Source organism: Streptomyces vastus (assembly GCF_039532825.1).
GTDB lineage: Bacteria > Actinomycetota > Actinomycetes > Streptomycetales > Streptomycetaceae > Streptomyces > Streptomyces vastus.
Genome location: NZ_BAAASJ010000079.1, coordinates 62,399 through 83,343, shown reverse-complemented (window position 1 = coordinate 83,343; position 20,945 = coordinate 62,399). Strand labels below are relative to the sequence as shown.

The following is a 20,945-nucleotide window of genomic DNA, read 5'->3' as shown; positions in this document are numbered from 1 at the left end:
CGGGTGAAGACCCTGCTCATCGACAATTACGACTCGTACACGTACAACCTGTTCCAGCTGATCGCCGAGGTCAACGGCGAGAAGCCGGTGGTGATCCTCAATGACACCCCGGCCGGCGAAATCCCGGATCTGCGGGAATTCGACAACGTGGTGGTGTCGCCCGGGCCGGGACACCCCGCCGCGTCGCGTGACTTCGGCATCGCCGCGAGGGTGCTCGCCGACGCCGAGATCCCCGTACTGGGCGTCTGCCTGGGCCATCAGGGCATCGCCCTGGGGGAGCGCGGACTGGTCGAGGCCGCCCCCGAGCCCCGGCACGGCCACCTCTCCACGGTCCGGCACGACGGCCGGGACCTGTTCCAGGGGCTGCCGCAGCACTTCACCGTGGTCCGCTACCACTCGCTGTCCGTGCGAGAGCCGCTGCCCGAGACCCTGGAGGCCACCGCCTGGGCCGAGGACGGCGTCCTGATGGGGCTGCGGCACCGCACCCGGCCCCTGTGGGGGGTGCAGTTCCACCCCGAGTCCGTACTCACCGACTACGGCCACCGCATGCTGGTGAACTTCCGCAACCTCACCGCGGAACGGGACCACAGGCCGCGTACGAAGAACACCGCGGTCACCCCGGCCGCGGCGGCGATCCCCCGCCCCCGGCGCGCCCCGCGTCCCGCCCACCGGCTGCACACCCGCCGCATCGCCACCGCCGTGGACACCGAGGCCGCCTTCACCCGTATGTGCGCCGACGCCCCGCGGGCGTTCTGGCTGGACAGCTCCCGCGTCGAGGAGGGGCAGTCCCGCTTCTCGTTCTTCGGCGACGGCAGGGGCCCGCTCGCCGAGTTCGTCCGCTACGACGTCGACACCGGCCTCTGCGAAGTCGAGCGACCCGGACGGCCCCTGCGCAAGGTCCGCTCCTCCGTCTTCGACTACCTGAAGCGACAGCTGGCGACCCGTCATGTCGACGGCACAGGGCTGCCCTTCGACTTCACCGGCGGCTATGTCGGCTACTTCGGCTACGAGTTGAAGGCCGACTGCGGATCCGCCAACCGCCACCGGGCCGAAACCCCCGACTCCTGCTGGCTGTTCGCCGACCGGCTGATCGCCGTCGACCACGAGGAGGGTTTCACCTACGCCGTCTGCCTGGCCGAGGACACCCCGCAGGCCACCCGTGAAGCCACCGACTGGCTCGACAGCGCCATGGCCCAGCTCAGCTTCGTCTCCGCGGACAAGCCGCCGCTGCCCGTCACGTCCGAGCCGGACCTCGAAGCCGCCGAACCGTGGCTGGTCCGCGACAGGGCCACCTACCTCGCGGACATAGAGGCCTGCCAACGGGAACTCAGGGCAGGCACCAGCTACGAGATCTGCCTGACCAACGCCGCCCGGTTACCCGCGCCGCCCGACCCGTACGACTTCTACCGGGTGCTCCGGCGCGTCAACCCGGCGCCCTACGCGGCCTTCCTGAGGTTCGGCGACCTCGACGTGGCCGGCTCGTCCCCCGAGCGGTTCCTGCGGATCACCACGGACGGCATCGCCGAGGCCAAGCCCATCAAGGGCACCGCACCCCGCGGCGACACCGCGGACGAGGACGCCCGGCTCCGGGACGCGCTGGCCGCGGACCCCAAGACCCGCGCCGAGAACCTGATGATCGTCGACCTGCTCCGCAACGACCTGGGCAGGGTCTGCGAAACCGGCACGGTACGGGTCTCCCGTCTCATGGCCACCGAGACGTACGCCACCGTCCACCAGCTCGTCTCCACCGTCGAGGGACGGCTGCGCGAGGGCACGGACGCGGTCGACTGCGTACGCGCCTGCTTCCCCGGCGGCTCCATGACCGGCGCGCCCAAGCTGCGCACCATGGAGATCATCGACTCCCTGGAGACCGAGGCCCGCGGCGTGTACTCCGGCGCCCTCGGCTACCTGGGCTGCGGCGGCGGCGTGGATCTGAGCATCGTCATCCGCACCGCCGTGTTCGCCGACGGCCTGATGCACCTGGGGGCGGGCGGCGCGATCGTCCTCGACTCCGATCCGGCCGCCGAGTACGACGAAATGCTGCTGAAGACCGCGGCACAGATGCGGGCCGTCCACCAGGAGCACACCGCAGTCCCCGCCGCTGCAGAGGAGCCCACCCGATGACGACCACGCACACAGACCGGCCGACCGCGCAGTCCACGACCAGTCTGACGACCCTGCACGCCACGCGGACCTTCGCCGACGCGGGCGCCCCCGGAAACCTGGCCGCCCACCTCGCCGCACTCGCCGAGCGCCGCGACTGGACCACACGGACCGCCTTCCACCAGGGTCACCAGTCCTGGACCCACGGCGAGGTGCACGACCTCGCGGCCCGAGCGGCCACCGTGCTCGCCGACCACGGCGTGGGTCCCGGCGACCGGGTACTGATTGCGCTGCCCGACTCCGTCGCCTGGGTGACCGCCTTCCTCGCCACCGCCCGGCTCGGAGCCGTCGCGGTGCTGGTCAACCCCGAACTCACCGTCCCAGAGCACGAGTTCATGGCCGAGGACACCGAGGCCGCGCTGTGCGTGACCGGCCCTGGCCTCGAGGACCGGTTCGCGGACCGCGCCCGCCTCGGCGCCGATCAGCTGGTCGCGCTCACACCGACCGCCGAGCCGACCGCCGAGGCCCACCCGGTCGACGCGCACACCCCGCTGTACATCCAGTACACCTCCGGAACCACCGGCAGCCCCAAGGGAGTTGTGCACTGCCACGGTGACCCGAAGACCTACCACGACCTGATCGGCCGACGGCTGCTGAAGATCACCCCGGAGGACGTCACGCTGTCGGTGTCGAAGCTGTTCTTCGCCTACGGCTTCGGCAACACCTTCGCATTCCCCCTGTTCTCCGGCTCCTCCGCCGTACTGGTGGACCGCCGTCCTACCCCCGCGGCCATCGACGAGATCGTCGTACGGCACCGGGTGACCCTGCTCTACTCCGTACCGTCGGCGTACGCCGCCCTGGTGGCCGACCGGGCAAGCGGTCACACCGCCTGCTTCGCCTCCGTACGCGCCGCCGTGTCGGCCGGTGAGGGCATGCCCGCCGGGCTCGGGGAACAGATCACAGCACTCCTCGGCGCGCCCGTGCTGGAACAGATCGGCTCCACCGAAGCCGGGCACGCCTTCTGCGCCAACAGCTTCCAGCACAACCACCCGGGCACCGTCGGCCGCCCCGTGCCCGGCTTCGAGGTGGAGGTGCGCGACAGCGCGGGACGCCCGGTGTCCGACGGCACATCGGGCGAACTATGGGTCCGCGGACCGACGTTGACGCCGGGCTACCTCAACCGGCCCGAGGAGACCGAACGCACCCTGGTCGGTGGCTGGCTGGCCACCCGGGACCGGGCGCGCCGCGAGCCCGACGGCACCATCCGGCACCTGGGCCGCGCGGACGACATGGAGATGGTCGGCGGCATCACCGTCTCCCCGTTGGAGGTGGAGGCCGTACTGCGGACCCATCACGCGGTGAAGGAGGTCGCCGTCGCCGCCGTCACCGACCGGAGCGGCGCCAACCGGTTACGTGCCTTCGTCGTCCCCGTCACCCCGATACCGGCCGGCCTCGAAGCCGAACTCATCGCCCTGGCGCGCGAGCGTCTCGCCGCCTTCAAGGTCCCCCGGAGCGTCAGCTTCGTGCCGACGCTGCCCCGCACCTCGACCGGCAAACTCCGCCGCCACCTCGTACGCCAGGGCGCGTGGTGACCGTGAGCGCCGTCCCGCCGTCCCCGGCGGCATCAGGCTCAGTCACCCCAGCAGAAAGGATTGGGCGCATGCGACAGCAGCAGCCCCTGCTCCCCGACCGCGGCTTCTATCTGGGCCCGATGTTCCGGCAGGCGGCAGACCGCCACGGAGCGGCCTTCGTCACGCTGGACCGGCCGCTGGACGTCAACCCCGACCTCGGGGTCTACCTCAGCTACACCGTGCTCGCGGACCTCGTCGACGAGCTCTCCGGCCGGCTGTGGGAGGCCGGCGTCAGGCCGTCGGAGGAGGTGGTCATCCACAAGTCGGACAACGTCGACATCGTGCTGCTGACCTGCGCCGTCTCCCGCATCGGCGCCGTACCGGCGCTGCTCGCCCCCGCCCTGGCGGGCCCGGTGGCCGGACAGCTCCTCGAACGCCTCCACAAGCCCTGGCTGATCACCGACAGAGCCAAGCTGGAAGGACCGCTCAAGGACGTCGAACTCTCCACGCTCGTACGGCGGACGCTCTCCGTGGACGACGCGCCCGGAGCCGTCCCCCTGGAGCAGTACGCCGGCAGCAAACCGCCCGCGCCCGTACGGCTGCACCCCCGCGAACCCTCCCTGATCACGCACAGCTCGGGCACCACCGGCGTTCCCAAGCTCGCCGTGCACTGCCCGAACACCATGTGGAACCGGCTCATACCGCAGATGGCGATGGGCTGGCCCACGCGCGGCGAGATCGCGGCACTGCACATGTCGTTCGTGCACTCGCGCTTCTACCACCTCCTCGGCGTGCTGCTGCACTTCGGCAGCCCACTGGTGCTGATCACCCACCCCGAACCCGCCTCGGTCGGCCCCCTGCTCACCCGCCACCGCCCCGGCATCGTCGAGACCCACCCCAACACGTTCGTACTGTGGGAGGAGTTGGCCGACGCCCCCGGAGCGCCGCTGTCCCGGGTCCGCTCGTACGGCTCCACCTTCGACGCCATCCACCCGCGTACCGTGCGGCGGCTGCTGGACGCTTCGAAGCGCCGCTCGCCGTATCTGATCCAGCTGTACGGGCAGAGCGAGACGGGCCCGGTCGCCTTCCAGTGGTTCACCCGGCGCAGCGCCGCCCGCGCCGACGGCCGCCGGGTCGGGACCGGGATCCCGGGCTTCACACGCGTACGCATCGCCGACGGCGCCGGCGGGCGGGCCAGGCCCGGAACACCCGGACCGATCGAGGCCCGCACCCGAGGCCGCATCCTCACCTACCTCGGCGCGCGGGAGCAGTACCTGCGCCAACTCGACGGTGACTGGTGGCAGATGGGCGACATGGGCTACCAGAGCCGCCTCGGCGCCCTGTATCTGATCGACCGTGAGATCGACCAGATCGACTCGGTGCACAGCAACCTGGAGGTCGAGGACACCCTGATGTCCCGCCTGGAGGAGTTGCGCGAGGTCGTCATCGTGCCGGGCGCCGACCGCGAACCCGTGCCGGTCGTATGCGTCCGCGGCGACGTGCCCCTGGACATGGACCGCTGGCGGAAGGCCACCGACGACCTGCCCGCGATGGAGGAACCACGGCAGTGGCGGTTCGAGGAGCTGCCGATGACCGCCACCTGGAAGGTGAAGCGGCTGGAGATCACCCGCATGCTGACCGAGGGCACCCGCACATGAGCCCCGTCATCGTGGTGGGCGCGGGACCCGTTGGCCTGTCGGCCGCCCTCGCCCTGCGCGCCCGCGACCTGCCGGTCACCCTCCTGGAAGCCGACCCCGAGGGCCGCGAACGGCCGGGCAGCCGCGCCCTGTTCGTCCATCGGGAGACCCTGCACCTCCTCGACTCGATGAGACCGGGGCTGGCCGACGAGATCACCGCGTACGGACGCACCTGGCAGACCAAGCGCACCCTGTACCGGGGTCGCGAGGTCTACTCCCGCACCTTCCCGCCACCCTCGGGACCACCGCCCTTCACCAGCCTGCGCCAGGTGGACACCGAGCGCTTCCTGCTCGCCGCCTGCAAGGACGCCGGAGTCGAATTCGTGTGGGGCGCCGAGGTGGTGGGCGTACGCACCGGCCCGACCGGCGTCACCCTGACCGACGACGAAGGCCGCACCTGGACCGGCAGCCACGTCGTCGCCGCCGACGGCGCCCGCTCGGCGCTGCGGCGCGAACTGGGCATCGCCCTGGAGGGCAGCCACGCGAACGGCTTCCACGTCGTCGTGGACGTCGCCGACATCCCCGGCGCGGAACTCCCGCTGGAGCGGGTCTTCCACTACGAGCATCCCGGCGTCGGCGGACGCAGCGTGATGCGCGTGCCGTTCACCGGAGGCTTCCAGCTCGACCTCCAGTGCCGAGACGACGACCGACAGGAGGCGTACGGCACCGAGGAGTCCGTACGCGGCTGGCTGCCGGCCGTGGTGGGGGAGGGGTACGCCGACCGGATCCTGTGGGTGTCGACGTACCGTTTCCTGCGCAAGGTCGCCGCCACCTTCACCGACCCGCACCACCGGGTGCTGCTCGTCGGCGAGGCGGCGCACCTCTTCCCGCCGTTCGGCGCACGCGGCATGAACAGCGGAATCGCCGACGCCGCGGCGGCAGCGGAGGCCATCGCCACCGGAGTGCCGGAAGCGGTCGCTCACTTCGCCGCGGCCCGGCGCGCGGCGGCCCTGTTCAACAGCGCCGCCGCCGGCACCGCACTGGACCATCTACGGCCCAGGCGGCGGATCGTCCGGGCCAAACAGCGCGCGGCAGCGGCACTCGCCCCGGTACTTCCGTGGTGCGGGGCCTGGCTGGAACACGCGCCGTACGGGCCGCGCAACGGCTCACCGGCAAGCGCAGGGCGGAAGTACTAGGGCACCTGTTACCAGGGCACCCGATGAGACACGTAGTGAAATGAGAGGAGTCTCTATGACGCAACCCGCAACCGCGGAGGGCCTGTTGGCCTGGACCCCGGGCAGTGGTCTGACCCGGGGTCTGGCGGCCGACACCCGACTGCTGGCCGCGGACTCGTGGCTGCTGCGCGACGGACTGGTGCGCGGCTTCGAGCGGCATCGGGCACGCTTCGAGCGCGCCTGCGCCGACTCCGGCGCCCCACCGCCCGGACAACTCACCGAGTTCTGGCAGGACATGACAGCGGCCCTGCCCCGCACGGGAACATGGTTCCCCCGTGTCGAACTCGTCCGCGGATCACTCCAGTTGAGGCTCCTCCTGCGGCACGCCCCGGAACTGGCCCCCGAAGTACGGGTGTGGGCGGCGGGTCAGCCCGATCCACGGACCGTGCCCCGCCGCAAGGGTCCCGACCTGGACGTCCTGGCCCGGGTCCGGCGGCGGGCGGCCGGACAGGGCGCCGAGGAGGCCGTACTCATCGCACCCTCGGGCCTCGTCCTGGAGGGATCGAGCTCAAGCCTCCTGTGGTGGGAGGACGACACCCTCTGCTCGCCCCCAGCGCGGCTGCCCCTGCTCCCGGGCGTCACCCTCGGGCTCATCCAGGAACGGGCCGCTGCCACCGGATTCCAACTCGCCCAGCGCGAGCGGACCCTGGAGGAACTGGAGGGCCACGAGGTGTGGCTGGTGAACGCCCTCCACGGGATCCGTCCGGTGGTGGCGTGGGAGGGCAGACCGCTGGAGGCGGGCCCGGCGGTGCGGGCCGAGGAATGGCGGAAATGGCTGGACGACATCATGGAGCCGTTGCCGAACACCTGAAACCGACCTGCGAGGGGATGCTTCTGCGACCCGCGACGATAACGGAAAATCCGAAACCGAAGGCGCCGGACGAATTCAATCGCCGGCGCCGTCGACCCATTTTCTGATTCAGACCGGATTCAGGCCTTCATCCATTATTTCAGGACCTCAGTTGGTCTTCTGCTTGGGCTCATAAGCCCCCGGAGCCATACGTTGCGCGATGGCGATGCGGTTGTACGCGTTGATGACGGTGGCCGCCCAGATCAGTGCCGCGATCTGCTCCTCGTCGAAGACCCCGGCGGCCTCCGCGTACACCGCGTCCGGGACCTGCCCGTCGTGCACCAAGGTCACTGCCTCGGTCAACGCCAGTGCGGCGCGCTCCCGTTCGGTGAAGAACGGGGTCTCCCGCCAGGCGCTCAGCGCGTAGATGCGCTGCTCGGTCTCGCCCTGGGCGCGGGCGTCCTTCGTGTGCATGTCGAGGCAGAACGCACAGCCGTTGATCTGGGACGCGCGAATTCTGAGCAGTTCGAGCAGCTCCGGCTCGATCTTGGCATCCCGCGCCGCGGAAACGGCGGCACCGTGCAGGGCGCCCATCGCTGCGGAGGCGTCGGGGGTAATTCTCTTGAGAGACACGCGGGTTATGGCATCGCTGTGGGACATGGGGTGACTCTATCCCCGTAAGGCGGCGCCGCGCCGGGGAATCAGACGGAATTCCTCCGTCTCGTGGGCAAGGGCCGGCGGAAAGCGGCCGGTTCGCCCTTGCGGGCCAGCAGATGGGCCTGCTGGAAGCCCCGTTCGTCGTCCTCGTGGGGCTCCCGCACCAGACGCGCCACCTCGACGAGCCCTCTCGCGCGCAGCAGGCCGGCGACGGGGCCGGGCGACCAGCGGTAGGCGAGCGCCACCTTGTGGTCGAAGGCCTCCGCGAGCTGAGCGGGATCGTCGAGAGCCTGGAACGCTACGAGCAGATGGCCGCCCGGCGCCAGCACCCGGTGGAACTCGGCGAACACCTCCGGCAGCCGCTCCGGCGGAGTGTGGATGATCGAGTACCGGGCGAGGATCCCGCCGAGTGCGCCGTCGTCGAGAGGCAGTGCGGTCATCGAGCCCTGATCGAACCGCAGCTCCGGATGCGCCTCACGGGCGATGGCGATCATCTCTGCCGACAGGTCGACGCCGAACGCGGTCAGCCCCAGCGAGTGCAGCAGAGCGGTCACATGGCCGGGCCCGCAGCCAAGGTCCGCGACTGGCCCGGCGCCGTCCGCCCGTACGTACTCGGCGAACGCGGCGAGCATCGCCCGGTCCAGGGGCCAGTCCTCGAGCCCGTCGGCGAACAACTCGGCGTAACGGGCGGCTACGGAGTCGTACGCCGTACGGGTGGTGTGCAGGAAGTCCGGCTCGATCATGGAGACGTACCGTAGTACGCCTCATCGGCCTCACGGTCGGGTACTGGCCACCTCGCCCCGCCGGTGCACACGCCAGGCGAGCAGCCCGCCCAGGAAACCGGCCACCAGCCCCCAGAGCGCGGCGAACCCCAGCGCGGTCCACAGCCGTGCCCGCAGCAGGAGGTCACCGGACAGCCCGCCGCCGAGGTCACTGATGCCGAGGAACGACAGGCCGTAGTGCGCGTGGATCTTGCCGACGAGGCAGACGGCCAGAACCGTGAGCACGAGTGCCACCGCCATGTGCAGGGCGTGCTGCCAAAGACGCGTCCCGGCCGGTGAGCGTGCGGCCATCAGGAACGCGGCGCCCAGCACCAGCACGGCGTTGACGACGACCAGCCACCACACCTTGCCGTCGTGCTCGGAGAGCGTCCGCAGATCGATCCTCGAGATGTCCGGCGTACGCATCACGAGGTCCAGCAGCCGTGGCATGGGCAGCCCGAACGGCCCGTCGACGCGGCCCTCCCACGAGGCGCCCAGGCCGATGGTGAAGGCGAGCCAGACGAGATTGGGCAACCCGAGAAGGATCACGGCGAACGTCTCGACGGCATGCCCGCGCGTCGCCGCCACGACCAGGGCGATGAGGAGGCCGAGGACGACGTAGGCGAGGAGCAGCACGACCATCGCGAACGCGGCGGGCCGCACCGACTCCTGGAAGCGCAGCAGCCGGGCCGGAAGCGGGGCCTTCCGCGACACCAGCAGCGCGAGGGCCAGTACGCCCGCGAGCCACAGCAGCCCGAAGAACAGCGTCACCGGTACATCGGCCTCGAAGCCCACCCGGGGCGCCGCCTGCTCGCCGAACAGGTCACCGATGTCGCCGAGGCCGTCCTCCCCGAGCGAGATGTCGAAGGTCTGGCGGGCCGGCAACGAGAGCGCGATCAGGGCGACGAGCCAGACGGCCGCGATACGGGCGGCCCAGCCCGCCAGTTCCGGAGCCCCGGCCACGGCCCGGTGGCGCAGCGGCCGGAGGAATCCGGCGGCGATGACCAGGATTCCGGCGAGGGCCACCGACAGGGGGAGCACCGTCAGGTTCGCCTGGGTCTCGGCGAGGGCTCCGGCGTTGCCCGCGAACTCGACCGAACCGCCGACCGCCGCCACCACGGTGGCCAGGACGACCCGGGGAAACGCGCCCTCCGGCAGATCCGTCGCCCCGGCCGCCCACAGTCCGAGTGCGGCGACCACGACCATGACGATCACTCCTGCGAGGACCGCCACGACGGCCTCGCCCCAGCCATGGCGGGCCACTGCCTGGTCAGCGCGTGTCCGGTAGCTCACGCTGCCACGCTAGGCAGGGATTCGGCGGCCCCGCCTGCCGAGAGGGCCGACCGGCGTCAGCTTGCGGCAGGTACGGGACTGGAACACACAATGGGTTCATTACGGATAAATCCACGTGAAATTGCATGAAATGCCATAGCCTCTTACGCCGGGAAGAAGAGCCAGTGAGCGTCGAACCGCCGTCCTCCGGCCGCCCCACCGGACCGCCCTCGGGCCCGCTGTCCGGTGGGTCCCAGCCTCCTCCCTCGCAGCCGCCGGGTGACCGCGCCCCGCTGGGCCCGTCGGGCGGGGGTTCGGAGGCCGGAGGCCCGGGAGGCGGCGGCCCTTCCGGCCCCAGCGGCCCGCTCGGTCCGGCCGAGCCCGGACCCGGTGACGGACCAGGCCGGCCGTGGTGGAGGTCCGCACCCCGCGTCGCGGTCATCGCCCTCGTGGTCGCCGCCGCCGTGGTCCTGGCCGTCGTCTTCACCCGCCCCGACGGCGGCACCTCGGGCTCCGACAGCGAGGTCTTCCTCCAGGCCGCGGGCAAGTCGGGCCCCGACCCCTTCACCGGGTCGACGGCAGAGGACAGCTCGACCGTCCCCGAGACGCCCTCGCCCACATCCACCCCGGACTCCGGCAACGTGACGCGGGGCGTGGACGGTTCGGCACCCGGTCTCTACGGCGGTACGCGGAACAAGGCCAGCTGCGACGTGGAGAAGCAGATCTCCTACCTCCAGGACGCCCCGGCCAAGAACGAGGCCTTCGCCTCCGTCCAGGGCCTCGAACCGTCCGGCGTCCCCGGATATCTGCGCTCGCTCACCCCCGTACAGCTGAGGATGGACACCCGCGTCACCAACCACGGCTACCGCGGCGGCGCCGCCACCAGCTACCAGGCCGTCCTGCAGTCCGGCACCGCCGTACTCGTCGACGACCGCGGCGTACCCCGGGTGCGCTGTGCCTGCGGCAACCCGCTGACGCCGCCGGTTGCGCAGAAGAGCACCCCGAAGACGACGGGCGACTCCTGGGCTTCGTACCGCCCGTCGAACGTCGTGGCCGTCTCGCCCGCGACCCAGGTCATCAACACCTTCGTCCTCTACGACCCCGACAACGGCGAGTGGATCGAGCGGCAAAAGGGCGACACCGGCACCAAGGACAAGAAGACGAAGCCGCCCGAGAAGCGCCCGACCCCATCCGAGAGTTCGCTGCCCCCGTCTTGCCCGCCCGGTGAAACGACCGCGGAGACGGACGGCACGACCAAGTGCCCGTCGACCACTCCGGCCACTCCGGCCACACCGTCCACGCCCGACCCGGAAACGACGTCGCCGGACGAGGAAACGTCCCCGGAGCCCGAGCCCGAGACCTCCGAACCCCCACCGGACGAGCCCGCTCCGGACGAAGAGGATCCCGCCGATTCGCCGCCCGACCAGGGCTCCCCCGAAACGTAAGGGTGCCCCGGCCGCAGGCTCCGGGCCGGTCCCGGCGCCCTGAAAAGCCCGCACCCCCACCCCCCGCAGCCTTCCACGGGCGGGAGGGGACGTGGGCCGGTGCGTCGTATGCCCGTCGCGTACGTTCTGTCTCAGGTCACCTGCGCCCTGTGTGAGCCGAAGGGCCGTATGCCCAACTCGCGACGGGCTGACGCACCGGCCCACGGCCCCGCACCCACCACCCACCCAGGGGCGCGAGGAACTGCGTGCGCAACCACGACGAACTTGCACTCGCCCGCGAAACGAACCCACCACCCCCCGTGGGCGCCCCGCCCAACCGCCGGAGGCAACCCGCGATGAGTTTCCGGCCGAGCACCGGTCGACACACATGACAGCGTTCATCCACCAGGAGGTGCTCATGACCACCGACGGATTCACCACATGTCTCTGGTTCGACGGCCAGGCGGAAGAGGCCGCGGACTTCTACGTCTCGGTCTTCAAGAACTCCCGGCTCGGCCGGGTCCTCCGCTACACGAAGGCCGGGCCCGGCCCCGCCGGCACCGTCGTGACCGTCGAGTTCGTGGCGAACGGACAGAAGTTCGTCGCGCTGAACGGCGGCCCGGAGTTCAAGTTCAACGAGGCCGTCTCCTTCGAGATCCGCTGTGACGACCAGGACGAGGTGGACTTCTACTGGAACAAGCTCACCGAGGGCGGCGGCCAGGAGGGCCCCTGCGGCTGGCTGAAAGACAGGTTCGGCGTCTCTTGGCAGGTCGTCCCGAGCAGGCTCCTCGAGCTGATCGGCGACCCCGACGAGGAGAAGGCGGCCAGGGCGATGGACGCGATGATGAAGATGTCGAAGCTGGACATCGCCGCCCTGGAGAAGGCTGCCGCGGGCGAGTGAGCCGGAGCGGTGCACAGCGGCCGGCCCGCCGCACACCACCGCGGGGCGAGCCGGCCACTGCGCGCCACCGCAAAGGGCGACTCACCACTCGTAGGCGGACTTCGAGTCCTCGTACTCTCCGCGGCGGTGTCCCTCGGAGGGTGACCCCTCAGAACCCTCGAATCCCTCGAAGAGCGAGCCGGACCGGCGCGCGGACGGTTCGGCGTCTCTCCCGGCCGTGGCGCCCCGACGCCGCCGGGCGGGCCGGCCCTCATCCCCGTCACCCGTGTCCCCGTCACCCGTGACCAGGAGAGGGTCGAACATGACGATCGCTCCGGCCAGCACCAGAAAGATGACCGGCCCCATGAGCATGGGGAGCAGCAGCGACAGGGGCGAATCGCCGCTCTGGGCGCCGCCGGTCGTGTCGTGGAGATGCACGCTGACCGCGGCCATGCCCGTGTAGTGCATACCGCTCACGGCCACACCCATGACCAGACTGGCGCCCAGGCTGGTCATGAAGCCCCGGATCGAAACGGTCGCCCACAGCGCGGCGGTCGCGGCGACGACGGCGATCACGATGGAGAGCGCGACGGTCCCCAGGGCGTAGTGGATGCTCCCGTCCATCTGGATCGCCGCCATGCCCAGATAGTGCATGGCGGCGACGCCGAGACCGGTGACGATGCCGGCGACGGACAGCTTGCCGCCGGAGGCGCCGCCGTATCCCACGATGAAGACGCCGATGCCGACCACGGCGATCGCCACCAGGAGACTCAGCACGGTCAGGCCGACGTCGTAGCTGAGACGGGTCTCCTCGACCTGGAAACCGATCATCGCGATGAAGTGCATCGTCCAGATGCCGCATCCGATCGACACGGCCCCGAGCGCCAGCCAACCGGGCTTCGACGACTGCTTGTTGTTGAACAGGGTCCGGACGATGCAGCGCAGCCCCAACGCCCCGCCCAGGCAGGCCATGAGGTAGGCGGCCACCGGAGTGACAGCGCCGTAGCTGAATCCGTTCACTGTGCCTTGCATATGCCGATTCCCCCGAGAGCATGGCTACTTGGAAGGGGAAGGTTCGCTTTTCAAGAGCTGGCGTAGCAAGCCCTTACCGTCGGTACTCGGCCGTGCGGGCGCGGCCTGGCGCAATTACTGCCCTGAGGTGGCGCAATCCGACCGGTTGGGATGTGATCCCGCCCCGAACTCGACTGGCGTGATTCGACTGTTACCGGTGTTGCGCAAAGTCTTGACCGTGACTCGATCACGCCCCTACGGTGCCGCCGACGCTACGAACCGTGTTCGAAATGCCGCACAGTCAGGTCGAGTTGAGGGAGCCCGACTCCCGGAGCCGAAAGTCCGAGCCGCACATGCCCGAATCGCGCCACATGCGACGTCGCCGACGCGCCGACACCGACGGATGCTCCCACCCGTGCTCGTCGGCCGCCCGGCGTTCCCCGACATCTGAACACCGGTAACACCTGACCACCGGCCGAGCCGTGCCAACCAGCACAAGCGCGGCCACGTCGTCGAACCGGTTCGACGGCCCTCCTGAAAGGACGTCATCCATGCCATCCGCTGACAGAGCCGCGCGGCGCAGAGCCCCGGCCGCCCTGGCGCTGGCCCTCGGCGCGGGTCTGCTGGCCGCGCCGGCCGGCCCCGCGCTGGCGGCCGAACCGCCCAAGCCGACCGCCCACTACACCTTCGACCAGGACGACCTCGCCTCTGGCAAGATCACCGACAGCTCCGGCAACGGACTGACGGCGGACCTGGTGAACGGCTCCACCGCCCAGTCCGTCGAGGGCACGGGCGGAGGCAAGGCGCTCGCCCTGCCCGGCGGGCCGGACACGTCCAACGGGGCGTACGTCCGCCTGCCCCGCGAAATCATCGGCGACGCAAGCGACTTGACGGTCTCCGCCCGCGTGAAGTGGAGCGGCGAGAAGTCGTCCTGGCAGCGGATCTTCGATCTGGGCACCAACACCACGAAGTACCTCTTCGCCACCCCGTACAACGGCAGCGGGGTGCTGCAGACCTCCGTGACCACCGGCGGAGGGGGCGCGGAGAACCAGGTGAAGGGCTACGCGCCGCTCCCCGCGAACGAGTGGAAGACCGTCACCGTCACCCTCGACACCTCCGCCGGCCGGCTCACCACGTACCTCGACGGAGTGGCGGTCTCCTCCACCGAGACCAGCATCAAGGCCAAGGACGTGCTGGAGAGTTCGGCCACGGCCGCCGGTTACATCGGCAAGTCCCTCTGGCCGGATCCGCTGCTCAAGGGCGCGGTCGACGACTTCACCGTGTGGCACGCGGCGCTCAGTGCCGAGCAGGTGGCCGGCACCGTCCCCGCCGTGCCCACCCTCCAGGAGCTCTCGAAGACGTCCTTCGAGGCCCGTACGACGAACGGCACCGCCCCGACCCTGCCAGCCGCCGTCCGCTCCACGTACTCCGACGGCTACGACCGCGACACCCCGATCACCTGGGACGAAATACCGGCCGACAAGTACGCCCAGCCCGGGACGTTCACCGTGGCCGGAAAGGCGGCAGGGCGCGAGGTGGAGGCGACCGTCACCGTGGTCCGCGAGGGCCGGCTCACCGTCGACCTCGGCTCGGACACCGGTGAGTTCCACGGCGGCGCATCCGGCACCCTCTACGGCGTGTACGGGCCGGATGTCCCCACCAACAACCTCATCGAGGGCATGGGCCTGCGCACGGTCTCCACCAAGGCGCAGGATGGTCCGCAGCACCCCGGTGCCGACGCACTGGAGGTGGTCAAGCCGCTGGCCGACTCCACCGACGGTGACGTGTACATCTACATGACGGACATCCACCGCGGCTTCCCGTACCAGTGGCCGGGCGACACCCCGCAGGAGAAGGTCAAGCTCTACCGGGAGAAGGTCGAAAAGCAGGTCGACCAGGTGCTCAAACTGCCGAAGGAGTACCAGGACAACATCGTCTTCGTGCCGTTCAACGAGCCCGAGGGCAACATGTTCGGCACCGGCGAGTGGAGCTACAACAAGACCAGCTGGCTCAGCGACCCCGACGACTTCTTCGCCACCTGGGACGACTTCTACAAGCTCATCAAGGGCAAGCTGCCCGACGCCCGTATCGCCGGCCCCAACACCAGCGTCCTGTATGACCAGGTGAAGGGCTTCCTGACCCACACCCTGGAGGCCGGCACCCTCCCCGAGGTCATCACCTGGCACGAGCTGAGCCACCCGGAGGCGGTGCGCGACAGCGTCGCCAAGTACCGCGAATGGGAGAAGGACCTCTTCAAGGGCACCGACCGCGAAGGCACTCAACTCCCCATCAACATCAACGAGTACGCCTTCAACTACCACACCTCGGTCCCCGGCCAGATGATCCAGTGGGTCTCCGCGATCGAGGAGTCCAAGGTGGACGCCGACATCGCGTACTGGAACATCGACGGCAACCTCTCCGACTCCGCGGTGCAGTCCAACCGCGGCAACGGCCAGTGGTGGCTGCTGAACTCGTACGCCTCGATGAGCGGGCACACGGTGAAGGTGACCCCGCCGTTCCCCGGCGAGAACTACACCATGCAGGGCGTCGCCACGCTGGACGAGAAGAAGAAGCAGTCCCGGCTGGTCTTCGGGGGTTCCACCGGCAAGGGGCACATCACCTTCGACAACGTCCCGAAGGAGCTCTTCGGGGACCGGGTGCACGCCTGGGTGAAGGAGATCGACTGGAGCGGTCAGGTCGGCGACAACTCCGGCCCGAAGCTGCTCTCCGAGCAGAACCTGAAGGTCGGTGACGACGGCAAGGTCGTCGTCGACTTCGGCGACGGAGACCTGCCGACGCTGAAGGAGTCCTCGGCGTACGAGATCGTCCTCAGCCCGGCCGGGAAGGCGAAGGACACGCAGTCCCCGCCCGTGCGCTGGAAGGACTCGTACGAGGCGGAGGACGCCGCCCACACCGGGTCCGGCTACTCCAAGAACGGCCCGGAGGGCTCGCCGCGCGACGTGTCGAAGTTCTACACCTCCGGCGGCTACGACGTGGGCGGCCTGCGCACCGGCTCGGACGTCACGCTCGACTTCGCGGTGGACGTGCCCGAGGACGGCACGTACGACCTGAGCGTCTTCGCCAACTCCCTCAACACCTTCGACAGAGTGAAGGAGCAGGGCCCGACCAACGTCTTCCTGCGCGTGGACGGCAAGGCGGACAGCGAGCAGGAGTTGCATCTGCCGCTCGGCTACAAGTGGGTGGTGTGGGACCACACCGACACCAAGGTCAAGCTGACCAAGGGCAAGCACACCATCACGCTGGCCGCGAAGAGCGCCGACGGCAAGGGCGCCACGAAGGGCGACGCCATCGTCGACCGCCTCACCCTCTCGCTCCCCGAGGCTTCGGCGGGTACCCAGGTGTACGAGGGCGAGTTGGCCTGGCTGGGCGGCGGCGCCCAGCCCGTCTACACACTGCCGAAGCAGCCCGCCACCGGCTCGGGCGCGGTCCGGCTCCCGAAGGACGGGACCGCCACGTTCTGGGTCTACTCACCCGCCGACCGCGAGGCCACTCTCAAGGTCGACACCCTCGGCGGCACCGGCGCCCGGCTGTCCGTCAACGGGCACGACGTCCTGCGCCTGTCCAAGGGCAGCAGCAGCGCGGCGGTCTCCCTGACGGGAGGTGTCAACAAGGTGACGGTGACCGGAGGTTCGTCCGCCACCCTCGTCGACCGCCTCCGGGTCACTCCCACCGAGGGCGTGCTGCCGGCGCGTACGTACGAGGCGGGCGACGCCAAGCTCACCGGTTCGGCCAAGCTCGCAGACCTCTCCCTGGCCACCGACGGCACGGCGATCACCGACATCGGCGGTGATCCCGGCAACGGCAACACCGCGACGTTCACGGTCAAGGCCGACCGGTCCGGACTGCACGCACTGCGGGTCCGCTACTCCAACCCGGAGCAGTCCGAGGCCACCCACTACAACCCGGACCCGCTCGCCCGCCACGCCGACATCAGCATCAACGGCAAGGTGCAGCGAGTGAGCTTCCCGCACAGCTTCCACCAGAACAACTTCTGGGAGCTGACCATCCCCGTGCAGCTGAAGAAGGGGCAGAACACGATCGCCTTCCGCTCCGAGGAGCTGCCGAACTTCGACGGCACCTCGTACGCCTCGGACACCTTCCCCGGCGTACTGCTCCGCTCCCGCTACGCGCCGCTGATCGACCGGATCACCGTCGCCCCGTACGCAAGGGAGACCCGATGAAGTGATGACCACCGGCGGCGCGGCGATGAGGGCGCCGCGCCGCCGGTACCCACGCAGGTGCCCGGGTCCGTCGAGAGGTCAGCGGACCCGGGCACCTGCTGTTGGCGGCTGTGTCAGTTCGTCGCGGCGGTCAGCGCCTTGGTGATCGCCCGGGTCATGCGCAGGATGCCGGGGGAGCGGACCGGGCAGGGCCTGGACTTCTCGGTGGTGGGCGCCAGGCAGAAGTGCAGGTAGTCGTCGTCGCGGTGCAGGGCGGTGCGGTTGCTGCCCGGCTGGGTGCAGTACGCGGGGTGGTCGCGCTCGTATGCCGTGCACGGCAGGTGCTGGGACCAGGTGTAGCGGGCGTCGGCCGGGCCGACCTCCTTGCCGGCGTCCGCGACCAGGTCACCGGACGCGTCGGCCTGCTGCTCGTAGATCGCGTTGACGCGGCGGACCCGGTCGGGGGTGATCGGGTCCGGGCCCTGGAGCACCCACACGACCTTCGGCCGCTTCGCGCCCGACACGTTCGCGATCTGGTCGGTCAGTTTGCGGGCGTCGGAGGTGTAACGCGCGAAGTACCTGGCCGGATCCTTGCCGTGCGTGATCCCGTCCATGCACCACGTGTAGTCCCAGGCGTTGCCCCAGAACTGCAGCACCACGAAGTCCGGCCGCAGCGAACGCACCAGGGCAGCCGCCTTGTCCCTGGCCGGTACGAGCGACTTCTCGCCGGTGCCCTCGATGTAGTCGCAGAGCGTCGTTCCCGAGTACGGGGCGCTGGTGTAGCGCGCCTTCAACTCGTCCTGGAGGAGCCCGCCGAGCACCTTCTGGTTCTCCATCGCGAGCGAGTCACCGAGGTACAGCACCGTGGGCCGCTTCGCGGGCGCCTCGGGCGCGGCGGAGGCGGGCGGCCGCTGCTGTTGTGTGGTCGAGGACGGCGAGGGACCCGGAGCCTTCGCCGCCGCTGTGCCGGGAACCGGCCGCTCGGGCTGCGCGGTCCCGGGCCCGGACGAGGGGTCGCCGCAGGCTGCGAGCAGCAGCAAACCCGCCAGCACCCCGCCGGCCCACGTCCTGCCCATGCGGCAACTCCCGCCCCAGCCACCGAAAACGGCCCCCAGACAAGCACAACGGGGCGCGCGGGGGAAGTGCTCGGGCAGCCAACGCGGTCGGTGACTTCAGAGCTCGTTCCGTGTCAGCCGCCGTGCTGCCAGAGCGAGTTGGAGCCGCAGATGGCCCTGCGGTGTGCGTACCGGCCAGCCGAGCAGGGACTCCGCGTGGGCCAGACGGTCCTGGAGCGTGGAGTGGTGGACGTTCAGTTCGGTGGCCGCTGTGCGCCGGCTCGGGGAGGTGATGACGGCGTACAGCGTGGGCAGGAGCCACGGGCTCGCCGCGGCGGCCTGGTCGAGGGCGCGTACGTCGGGCGGTGGCTCCGTGGCCGGGGTGACCACGGCCGCCAGGAGGGCGAGCGTGCCGAGTTCATCGGCGTGGACGATGCGGGGGCCCGGGTCCTGGTCGGTGCCCTCGGCCGTAAAGCGCAAGGCCGTGCGGGCGGCGGACCAGGAGCGCGGAAGTTCCAGGACGGGGACCGCCGGGCCCACGCCCACCCGGCTCTCGTCGGGCAGCTCCGGGCCGGGGGCCGGCTGGACGAGGGCCCGCTCGCCGGAGGCAAGGCTCAGGGAGGGTTGCCTCACCGGGTCGCCGCGAAGGGCAATCGCGCGAGCCCGGCTGTCCGGGCCGAGACCGAGCCCGCGCGCCGCGTGCAGCCGGGCTGCCTCCGCGGCCGTCGGATCGAGCACCGTCTCCAGCAGGGCCGGATCGTCGGCCGGGCCGTGCACCGGCGCCCGCCCCCGGGTGCGGTCCAGGACATGCCGGGCGGCACTCGCGGTCCGCTCAAGGACCATGGCGTCGACCACCGTCCGCGGTCCCGTGCGCTCCAGCCACACCGCGGGCGCCCCACCGGGAGTCAGCGGCGCCGAAGGCCACTCGGGGCGCACGGGCCCGTTCTCGTCGCGCCGTCGCCCGTCGGGCTCGACCCGGACCCGTACCTGCCTCGCCTTGTCGACGAGCCGCGCGGGGCAGCCGGACAGCACCGCCGCACCCCGCACAAGGGCCTCGAGCCCGGCGCGCCCCTCGACCAGCCGGTCGAAGTAGGCGATGACCTGGACGGCGGCTCCGGCGTCCGGGTCGAGCGCGGCCAGGCGGCCAGCCAGCTCTTCCATCTGCTCATTCTCGGTCAGGAATCACCATTTGGTGCCATGAGTCGGCAGTCACCATGTGCTGTGCGCCGATGAGTGTCGTGTCACTCACCGAGCAGTCGGTGCAGCCACCGCATCCGGGCCGCCCGGGCGTCCTGGGACAGGGCGGCCTGCGGGGCGAGTCCGTCGAAGGCGTGGAAGCCGCCCGGCCATACGTGCAGCTCGGCCTGGCCGCCCGCCTGCCAGATCCGGGACGCGTAGGCGACATCCTCGTCGCGGAAGGTCTCGGCCGAGCCGACGTCGATGAAGGCCGGGGGCAGCCCGGACAGGTCCTCGGCACGTGCCGGAGCCGCGTACGGGGAGACGTCCGCGGTGCCGCGCGCCTCACCGAGCAGCGCGGTCCAGCCGGTCTCGTTCGCCGTGCGGTCCCAGATGCCGAGACCGGCCATCTGGTGGGCGGACGGGGTGTCGTTGCGGTCGTCGAGCATCGGGCAGAGCAGCATCTGGCCGATCGGACGCGGCCCCTTCCGGTCGCGGGCCAGCAGCGCCACCGCCGCGGAGAGCCCGCCGCCCGCGCTGCCGCCCGCCAGGATGATCCGGTCCGGGTCGCCGCCGATGTCCTTGGCGTTCTCCGCCGTCCACAGCAGGCCCGCGTAGCAGTCCTCCACCGGAGCCGGGTGCGGATGCTCCGGAGCGAGCCGGTACTCCACCGACACCACGACCAGGCCCAGCTCCTCGGCCCACTCCATCGTCACGTCCAGACCGAGCCGGTTGTTGCCCAGCACCATGCCGCCGCCGTGCGCGTGGTAGAGCACCGGCCGCGGACCGGGCGCGGTCGTGGGGCGGCAGATCAGCAGGGAGATGTCGGGTGCGCCCTCGGGACCGGGCACCGTACGCTCCTCGACCTCGAAGGCGCCGTCGCGACTCAGGTCCTCGTTCGTCGGCAGATCGAAGGGGCCGTCGTCGCCCGCCTCGCGCGCCATCGAGATCCACTCCGGCAGGAGGGTGGTGGGCGCCTGCTCGCCCATCACGGCGAGCGCCGCGGCCAGCTCGGGGTCGAAGGGCGGGGGAGTGATGGTCATCGGGTCCTCCTCGATGCGGCGTCGTTGCCTTACGCCGATCCTCACCGGCCCGGAGAGGCAACGGGGCCCGCCGTCCGGCGGAAGTCTCCCGCAGGACGGCGGGCTGCGTAACCCTGTCGTTGCAGGTCGGGACAGGCTACGGCTCATGC

The 20,945-nt window shown here is 70.7% G+C and carries 15 protein-coding genes; 8 read left to right on the top strand and 7 right to left on the bottom strand.

All coding sequences use genetic code 11. From position 1 onward, the window contains the following. The first annotated feature begins 3 nt into the window (after positions 1-3). The 5 genes from pabB (at position 4) to ABD357_RS28960 (ending at position 7,357) form a co-directional block, all read left to right on the top strand. The gene (gene pabB / locus ABD357_RS28980; RefSeq protein ID WP_344393970.1) at positions 4-2,124 is read left to right on the top strand and encodes an aminodeoxychorismate synthase component I; all 2,121 of its coding nucleotides are present in this window, start codon (positions 4-6) and stop codon (positions 2,122-2,124) included. Beyond that, complete coding sequence (locus ABD357_RS28975; protein WP_344393969.1) at positions 2,121-3,695, top strand: AMP-binding protein; 1,575 nt, start codon at positions 2,121-2,123, stop codon at positions 3,693-3,695. Before pabB ends, ABD357_RS28975 begins: the two co-directional genes overlap by 4 nt. Positions 3,696-3,763: 68 nt before the next feature. Further along, on the top strand, positions 3,764-5,332 hold the full coding sequence (locus ABD357_RS28970) for a class I adenylate-forming enzyme family protein (RefSeq protein ID WP_344393968.1): 1,569 nt from the start codon (positions 3,764-3,766) through the stop codon (positions 5,330-5,332). Continuing rightward, complete coding sequence (locus ABD357_RS28965) at positions 5,329-6,507, top strand: FAD-dependent monooxygenase (protein ID WP_344393967.1); 1,179 nt, start codon at positions 5,329-5,331, stop codon at positions 6,505-6,507. The genes ABD357_RS28970 and ABD357_RS28965 overlap by 4 nt, the downstream gene beginning before the upstream one ends. A gap of 55 nt (positions 6,508-6,562) precedes the next feature. Next, positions 6,563-7,357, top strand: coding sequence for an aminotransferase class IV (locus ABD357_RS28960; protein WP_344393966.1), 795 nt, complete (start codon positions 6,563-6,565; stop codon positions 7,355-7,357). A 147-nt stretch (positions 7,358-7,504) separates the two neighbouring features. Here the strand turns inward: ABD357_RS28960 and ABD357_RS28955 are convergent, their stop codons facing one another. Genes ABD357_RS28955 through ABD357_RS28945 form a run of 3 tightly spaced genes read right to left on the bottom strand, consistent with a single transcriptional unit; the run spans position 7,505 to position 10,047 of the window. After that, positions 7,505-7,996, bottom strand: a complete 492-nt coding sequence (locus ABD357_RS28955) for a carboxymuconolactone decarboxylase family protein (protein WP_344393965.1) — start codon at positions 7,994-7,996, stop codon at positions 7,505-7,507. Positions 7,997-8,037: 41 nt separating this feature from the next. Continuing rightward, a complete protein-coding gene (locus tag ABD357_RS28950) occupies positions 8,038-8,736 on the bottom strand; it encodes a class I SAM-dependent methyltransferase (RefSeq protein WP_344393964.1) in 699 nt (232 codons plus the stop codon). Positions 8,737-8,766: 30 nt separating this feature from the next. Then, the gene (locus ABD357_RS28945) at positions 8,767-10,047 is read right to left on the bottom strand and encodes a streptophobe family protein (RefSeq protein ID WP_344393963.1); all 1,281 of its coding nucleotides are present in this window, start codon (positions 10,045-10,047) and stop codon (positions 8,767-8,769) included. Positions 10,048-10,211: 164 nt separating this feature from the next. Between ABD357_RS28945 and ABD357_RS28940 the strand changes: the two genes are divergently transcribed. After that, positions 10,212-11,471: a DUF6777 domain-containing protein gene (locus ABD357_RS28940; protein ID WP_344393962.1), complete on the top strand. Its 1,260-nt coding sequence runs from the start codon at positions 10,212-10,214 to the stop codon at positions 11,469-11,471. 397 nt (positions 11,472-11,868) lie between these two features. After that, positions 11,869-12,351, top strand: a complete 483-nt coding sequence (locus ABD357_RS28935) for a VOC family protein (RefSeq protein WP_344393961.1) — start codon at positions 11,869-11,871, stop codon at positions 12,349-12,351. A gap of 81 nt (positions 12,352-12,432) precedes the next feature. Here ABD357_RS28935 and ABD357_RS28930 read toward each other — a convergent pair whose 3' ends face one another. Then, positions 12,433-13,362, bottom strand: a complete 930-nt coding sequence (locus tag ABD357_RS28930) for an MHYT domain-containing protein (RefSeq protein ID WP_344393960.1) — start codon at positions 13,360-13,362, stop codon at positions 12,433-12,435. Positions 13,363-13,892: 530 nt separating this feature from the next. Here ABD357_RS28930 and ABD357_RS28925 point away from each other — a divergent pair. After that, positions 13,893-17,543 (top strand): LamG-like jellyroll fold domain-containing protein, encoded by a 3,651-nt coding sequence (locus ABD357_RS28925; RefSeq protein ID WP_344393959.1) that lies wholly within the window; start codon positions 13,893-13,895, stop codon positions 17,541-17,543. 113 nt (positions 17,544-17,656) lie between these two features. Here ABD357_RS28925 and ABD357_RS28920 read toward each other — a convergent pair whose 3' ends face one another. The 3 genes from ABD357_RS28920 to ABD357_RS28910 form a co-directional block, all read right to left on the bottom strand. Next, entirely contained in the window at positions 17,657-18,598 is a 942-nt protein-coding gene (locus ABD357_RS28920; RefSeq protein ID WP_344393958.1) for an SGNH/GDSL hydrolase family protein, read from the bottom strand. A 96-nt stretch (positions 18,599-18,694) separates the two neighbouring features. Beyond that, positions 18,695-19,738, bottom strand: coding sequence for a helix-turn-helix domain-containing protein (locus tag ABD357_RS28915; protein WP_344393957.1), 1,044 nt, complete (start codon positions 19,736-19,738; stop codon positions 18,695-18,697). Between the two features lie 80 nt (positions 19,739-19,818). Further along, the gene (locus ABD357_RS28910) at positions 19,819-20,796 is read right to left on the bottom strand and encodes an alpha/beta hydrolase (RefSeq protein ID WP_344393956.1); all 978 of its coding nucleotides are present in this window, start codon (positions 20,794-20,796) and stop codon (positions 19,819-19,821) included. Positions 20,797-20,945: the final 149 nt, after the last annotated feature.